Below are 6,825 nucleotides of genomic sequence, written 5' to 3'. Positions count from 1 at the left end.
CTTCTGCGCCTCGTTGTCGCTGCCGGAAATGCCGGCGACGACCAGCCCGGTCCGGTGATCTTTGCCGATTAACGACGATGCCGATGGGGTGGTCCATGCGGACGTCACCTGGCCGACGTGCGGGGAGCTCTGCAGCCGCTGAACGATGTCGGTGCCGACCGCGCGGGCCGCGGGGCTCTCGACGCCGCCGCCCGATGTGACGCTGATGATCATCGCCATGTCGCCCTGACCGAACTTGTCCGACAGTAGCTTCGCGGCCTGCGACGACTCCGACATCGGGTCAAGCACGCCGCCGGCAGACAGACTTGTGGCGACCGGGATACCGAAGATCGCGGTTCCTACCATGAGAAGTAACGCGCCCGCGATGACACGCCGCGGTGCACCGATGGCGAGCCGAGCGATGCCCTCCAGCAAACGACCCCCTTCGGGTCCGGGCGTGGTTGCGTCAGTCTAACTAGACGCCACCGCCACTGACGAGATGACGCGCCACATCCGTCGGCCCCGCCGGAGCGCAGCCCGCTCGCCGTATTGGCGTCGATGATTCCACCACCGAGGCTCGCGTCACCTCAAACGACGGCTGGTGTCCTTAAACAGGTGCTGCTTCGATGACGCTGTACGGTGCGGCGGTTTGCACTATCCGGGTCATCCGAAATCCGGCTTGTCTGAGCAGGTCTCGGTATTCCTCGGCGTCGCGTTCGCGGCCATTCGCTTCCAGCAGCATCTCCAGATCCACCCACTTACCCGCGAAGTCGCGGTCGTGCTCGGGGAGCACCGCCTCCACCAGCAGCAGCGTCGCATCGGCGCCGGCGGCTGCGCGAACTTTACGGAGGATCGCCACGGCCTGCCCATCGGGCCAGTCGTGGATGACGGTTTTGAGGACATAGGCGTCGCCGCCGGACGGAACGTTGTCAAAGAACGACCCACCCTCGACGCGGACCCGGTTTTCAACTCCCCGCTGCCGCAGCAGTGCGGCCGCCTCCGCGACAACTTCAGGCAGGTCGTAGAGCACCCCCTGCGCGGTCGGTGTTGCCGCCAAGATGGTGGACAACAGCCCCCCGCGCCCGCCGCCGACATCGACGATCGTGCGGTACGGACTGAAGCTGTAACCGGCAACGATAGCGATCGCCGGCAAGGCATCGGCGGCGGTCATGGCGTCGTTGAAGAGCTTTGCGAGCTCGGGTTCATCCCTGAGAAAGTCGAATGCGTCCTTGCCACGCAGCTGTGGAAAGATCGCTTTGCCCGACTTGACCGACTCAACCAGCAAACTCCAATGTTCCCGGTGTTGAGGCGAACCGATTAGGCGCGCATAGGCGCGCATCGAGAATTGTGCGTCCGAGCGCAGGGTTTCAGCGAGCGCGGTCAGGTCATAGCGGCCGTCGCGGCGCTGGCGGAATATGCCATGGCTGATCAACGCCCGCATCAGTCGCTTGAGGGCATCGGGGTCCGCCCCGACGCGGTCTGCCAAATCATCCAACGGCAGTGGATCGTCCCCGAGGACGTCGGCGACGCCTAGTTCGGCGGCCACCTGGATGGCCTGCGCTACCCATGCCCCGGTAACCATCTCGAACATCGCTGCCGCCGCGGGGGCCGACCGTTGATGAAGTCGATAGAGATGGTGGCGAAAACGTTCGACGATACGGGCCACTTTGGCGGGTGGAATCTTGACATCTCTTGGCATCGTGTCTCCCTCACCATTACGAACGAGCCGTCGAGCCATAGAAGACAATGCGCTCACGTCACCGCGAGCCGACCGCTCGGTCCGCGCGGGCCCGACCAGCCAAGCCGCCGCCAACCAAACTAGCGGCACCCATCCGACATTCTGGATGCGACGGCGCTCCGGCGGGCGGCGCGGGCAGTCACCACGAAGCGGCCCGGCTGTTCGGCGCGGCTGACGGCAGTCGGCAACGCATCGGCGCAGTCCGCTTCAAGATCTATGACGCCGACTACCTGACATCGGTGGCGGGGCTGCGAGACGCGATGGGCGATAGCGACTTTGACTCCGCCTGGGCCGAGGACGCGGCCAACGCAAACGACCCGCCAGCGGCTGGGGCTCACTGGCGCCGACCGAACGCGGCATCGTCCAACTGGTCAGCGAAGGGCGGGCCAACAACGACAGCGCCACCACTGAGGGCAAATATTCGATTAACCGGCATTAACTTCCGGTTTTAAGATGTTGATTCCGGTATATCGGCCTGCATCGTCGTTAACATCAGCAAGATCAATCCGCGCGCCACCACGCCCTTGATGAACTGGAGCGGGCCAGACGTGAGTGGGCTGTTGCCGACCGGCACCGTGACGCTGCTACTGGCAGACGTCGAGGGTTCCACGCGGCTATGGGAGACCCAGCCCGACGAAATGAATACCGCGTTGGCTCGGCTCAATCAAATAGTGTCGGGAATCGTCGCCGCCCACGACGGGGTGCGCCCGGTCGAACAGGGCGAAGGTGACAGCTTCGTCGCCGCGTTCGCCCGCGCCTCGGATGCGGTGGCAGTGGCGTTGGAAATACAGTGCGCCCTGTTGGCGCCGATCCGATTGCGCATCGGCGTGCACACCGGTGAGGTGCAATTACGCGACGAAGGCAACTACGTCGGACCGACGATCAACCGCGCGGCACGTCTTCGCGACCTGGGACACGGTGGCCAGACCCTGCTGTCCGGCAGCACCGAGGACCTGGTGGCCGACCGGCTCCCTGCCAACAGCTGGTTGACCGTTCTGGGCGCGCATGAGTTGCGCGGTGTCACGCGCCCGGAGCGGGTTGTCCAGCTCTGCCACGCCGACCTGGTGAACGACTTTCCTCCACTACGTGTCTCGAAAGCGACTGTTTTCCAACATCTTCCGGCTTCCATCACGAGTTTCGTTGGGCGCCAAGCAGAGCTGAGCCAATTGCGGGAGCTCCTGAAAGAGAACCGTCTGGTGACATTGACCGGCGCCGGCGGCGCAGGCAAGACCCGGCTCGCGGTAAAGCTCGCCGAAGAGTTCAGCGACGGGGTTTGTTACGTGGATCTCGCGCCCATCACCGACCCGCACCTGATACCCAGCACAGCGGCCCGCGCATTCGGGCTGCCCGACCAACCCGGTCGGTCGACGATGGATACGCTGGCCCGTTTCATCGCCGATCGTCCCCTGCTCATCGTCCTGGACAACTGCGAGCATCTGCTCGATGCCAGCGCCGCTTTAACGGCGGCACTGCTGAAAACCTGTCCGCGATTGACGCTGTTGGCGACGAGCCGCGAGCCGATCGGTGTTGACGGCGAGGCAAGTTGGCGGCTGCCGTCGCTGTCGCTGGCAGATGAAGCGATCGAATTGTTCGTCGATCGGGCCCGCCACGCTCGCGCCGATTTCATGGTCACCGACAACAATGTGGCGGTGTTGAGCGAGATCTGCCGGCGCTTGGATGGATTGCCGCTCGCGATCGAGCTCGCCGCAGCACGGGTGCGCGCGTTGTCGGTGACCGAGATCCTCGACAGCCTTCATGACCGGTTCCGGCTGTTGACCGGCGGCGCGCGCACCGCGGTCCGCCGCCAACAAACGCTGCGTGCCTCCGTGGACTGGTCACACGCCCTGCTCAGCGAGCACGAACGGACGTTGTTCCGCCGACTGGCCGCCTTCCTGGGCGGCTTCGACCTCGACGCCGCCTGCGCCGTAGCCGGTCACGATATGCCGCGATACCAGGTGGTGGACCTGCTCACCATGCTTGTGGACAAGTCGCTGGTGGTAGCCGACGAGACCGCGGGTCGAACGCGCTACCGGCTACTCGAAACGGTGCGGCACTACGCGGCCGAAAAACTCGGCGAGTCAGGAGAAGCAGACATCCTGCGGACGCGTCACCGAGATCACTACACATCGATGGCGTCGTTGCTCGACGGGCCGTCCGGCAGCGACTACGGGCTGCGGGTCGAAAAGACTGAAATCGAAATCGACAACTTACGCGCCGCATTCGCGTGGAGCCGCGACAAGGGTGACGCTGCGTTGGCGTTGGCGTTGGCGTCGTCGTTGACGCCGCTCTGGCAACCACGGCCTGCCGAGGGGGTCGCGTGGTTCGACACGATCCTTGCCGACGGCGCCCACCACGAAATCGCTCCGGCTGTGCGTGCGCGGGCGCTCGCCGACCGGGTCCTGCTGGTCACCATGATCGGGTGGGACGCGGACATCAAGGATCAGGCCGACGAGGCCCTTGCACTTGCGCGCGAATGCGATAACCCGCCCTTGCTGGCTCGCGCGCTGACCGCCTGCGGGTTGATCTCCCTCGACTCCGAGGCTGCCCGGGGATACCGCGCCGAGGCAATCAGCCTGGCGCGGGAACTGGGCGATGCGTTAAGGCTCAGCCACGTCCTCAGCGTCGAGGCCCTGGTGGCAGTTTTGACCGGTGACATGATCTCGAGGCAGGGGGCGGCACAAGAGGGGTGCGACCTCGCCGAGGCGATCGGTTACCGCGCCGGACTGATCCGGTGCCACTATTGCCTCGGACTTGCGCAGCTGGCGCATGGCGATACAGCCGCAGCGGTAGCACATTTCAGCACGATGTACCGCGTGGCGGAAGCGGGTCACTACACGAACTTTCAGAAGTACGCCCTCGCCGGCGAAAGTATGGCGCTCGCGTTGCAAGGCGAAGCCGTTGCGGCACGGGCCGCGGCGCACGATGCCCTCGTGGGCGCCGCCGAGTTTGGCGACATTACCGCTGGCAATGCCTACACGGCATTGGGCGTGGCGGCGCTGGCCGCCGGAGACACTCCGACCGCGCAGAGCGCAACCGGTGCGGCCTGCCAGCACGCCGCGAATGTCCCGCCCTCCTCTGCGGCGCTGTTTCGCACATTCGGTGCGCAGGCCGAACTGGCCAGCGGAAATCCTGAAGCAGCGCGTTGCGCGGCCGACCAGGCGGTCATGATCGCGACCGGTTGCTACTCGGCGTGGGCGTTGACCACCCGCGCGCGAGTAGCACTCGCCCAGGACCAGCTGGATCAGGCTGAGCGCGACGCGCACGACGCGCTGACGTGTGCAGCGGGATCCAATGCGTACCTATTCGTTTCCGACACGTTGGAGTGCCTCGCCGCCGTGGCCGGCGATGTGGGTAGCCACGGCGAAGCCGCCCGTCTTTTCGGTTCGGCTCATTCCATCAGGCAATACACCGGCGCGGTTCGCTTCAAGGTGTGGGACGCCGGTTACGAAGACTCGATTGCGGCCCTACGAAATGCCATGGACGAGAACGACTTTGACGCCGCGTGGGCAGAGGGCGCAGCGTTGTCCACTGAGGAGGCGATCGCCTACGCGCGGCGCGGGCGTGGCCAACGCAAACGACCGACCAGCGGCTGGGCCTCGCTCACACCGACCGAGCTCGACGTCGTGCGACTGGTCGGCGAAGGACTGGTCAACAACGACATCGCCACAAGACTCTTCATCTCACCTCGCACCGTGCAGACCCACCTCACCCACGTCTACACCAAACTGGGTCTGAGCTCGCGCTTCCAGCTCGTCCAAGAAGCAGCCCGGCACGGTTGACGTCGCACCGCAAAAGCTAACCCGCTTGCTCACTGAGTTCGCGGCGATCGAAGCTGTCGTGGATCACCCGCCACGACGCGAATCCATCGCCGGCGACATGCAACGTGATCTGTGGGTCGCAGCCGCATTCCTCCACGCGATGTGGCTGCAGATCGTCGATGGGGACGACATGGATTTCACGGGGTCCGATCCAGCCGGTCCACCAGCGAGTGCCGGGACAGGCGCAGCCGATCTCGGTGCAGTGGAGGGGATCGATGATCACGCCGACCGAGGCCATGCGTCGATGAACTCATCCATCACCGCGTGCCACTGCATGGCCCGGATCTCATCACCGGCGGCGCGGGCCTGGTTGAGGTGATCGCGCACAAAAACAAGGCAGCGCCCGATTCGTGTGGTGTCTGCGATCGTTGCCATATCTGACCTCCCTCGACACGGGAAAGAAAGACCGGTGGGCGTCGTTGGCGCTCGGCCAGTCTTCGCATCGTCGCATGGAATACCCGGACTTCGCTCACCGACACACATGGTGCGGCCGAGTAGCGAGCAGTCGCCTAGCCGATCTGCAGCGGGTCGATCTGCACCCGGACCGGCTCGTGGACCTGCCGGGCGCTCACCACCGCGACGCCGCGGCGCAGCTCGGCAGCCAACGCCAGGCCCTGCTCGCGGTGCACCCGCACCAGCATTCGGCTCACCGGCACGTCGGCCGCGATCCCGGGCGGTCTCCGTGCGCCCACCGGCAACGGCACCGGCCCGAGCAGCTCGGCACCGTCCGGCAGCCGGATCTCCTCGAGCAACCCCGTGACCGCGTCAGCGGGGCCGTCGAGAGCGGCCATATGCACACTGGGCGGTAACGCGACTTCGGTGCGCGCGGTCAACTCGGCGTCGGCATGGCCGACCGGATCCCATCGGATCAGCGATTGCACTGTGGGAACCGATGATTCGGCGACGACCACCACGACCCCATTGTTGCCGCGGGGCCGCACCAACGCCGCCGCGGCCATCCACCGCCGCAGGGTGTCCTCGGCTGCGCGCAGATCCTGACGCCCGAGTAGCGCCCAGCTGTCCAGCAGCAGGGCCGCCCCGTAGCCGCCGGTTGCGCGGGGTTCAGCACCGGGCGTGGCCACTACCAAAGCTGGCCGATCGTCGACTTCGGACACCATCGCTTCGCCAGCCGAGGTGATCACCGTCGTACCGGGAAAGGCGCGGCCCAGTTCTTCGGCGGTACGCCGGGCACCCACGACGACGGCCCGCACCGTGTCCGACCCGCAGCGGCCGCAGCGCAGCGCGCCGTCGGCACGGCCACACCACCGGCATACCGGGGCCGTGCCGTCG

5 protein-coding genes and 2 pseudogenes are annotated in these 6,825 nt (G+C 65.9%); 2 read left to right on the top strand and 5 right to left on the bottom strand.

Translation table 11 applies throughout. The annotated features are described in order from the left end of the window. Positions 1–414, bottom strand: a 414-nt coding sequence (locus WAN02_RS31510) for an MMPL family transporter (RefSeq protein WP_422269284.1), incomplete at its 3' end; no start/stop codon positions are given. 172 nt (positions 415–586) lie between these two features. Further along, the gene (locus WAN02_RS31505; protein WP_422269283.1) at positions 587–1,678 is read right to left on the bottom strand and encodes a methyltransferase; all 1,092 of its coding nucleotides are present in this window, start codon (positions 1,676–1,678) and stop codon (positions 587–589) included. A gap of 146 nt (positions 1,679–1,824) precedes the next feature. Here WAN02_RS31505 and WAN02_RS31500 point away from each other — a divergent pair. Together WAN02_RS31500 and WAN02_RS31495 are read left to right on the top strand one after the other, a co-directional pair. Continuing rightward, positions 1,825–2,123: pseudogene (locus WAN02_RS31500) on the top strand (hypothetical protein); the annotation flags it as partial. A gap of 142 nt (positions 2,124–2,265) precedes the next feature. Next, on the top strand, positions 2,266–5,496 hold the full coding sequence (locus WAN02_RS31495; protein WP_422269282.1) for a LuxR C-terminal-related transcriptional regulator: 3,231 nt from the start codon (positions 2,266–2,268) through the stop codon (positions 5,494–5,496). Between the two features lie 16 nt (positions 5,497–5,512). On the opposite strand, the gene WAN02_RS31490 is transcribed toward WAN02_RS31495, so the two are convergent. The 3 genes and pseudogenes from WAN02_RS31490 to WAN02_RS31480 form a co-directional block, all read right to left on the bottom strand. Beyond that, complete coding sequence (locus WAN02_RS31490) at positions 5,513–5,773, bottom strand: hypothetical protein (protein WP_422269281.1); 261 nt, start codon at positions 5,771–5,773, stop codon at positions 5,513–5,515. Then, the gene (locus WAN02_RS31485; protein ID WP_325685422.1) at positions 5,755–5,910 is read right to left on the bottom strand and encodes a hypothetical protein; all 156 of its coding nucleotides are present in this window, start codon (positions 5,908–5,910) and stop codon (positions 5,755–5,757) included. The genes WAN02_RS31490 and WAN02_RS31485 overlap by 19 nt, the downstream gene beginning before the upstream one ends. A gap of 134 nt (positions 5,911–6,044) precedes the next feature. Then, positions 6,045–6,825: pseudogene (locus WAN02_RS31480) on the bottom strand (primosome assembly protein PriA); the annotation flags it as partial.

The organism is Mycobacterium sp. (assembly GCF_049281135.1).
GTDB lineage: Bacteria > Actinomycetota > Actinomycetes > Mycobacteriales > Mycobacteriaceae > Mycobacterium.
This window is presented reverse-complemented; position numbering and strand designations above follow the sequence as displayed.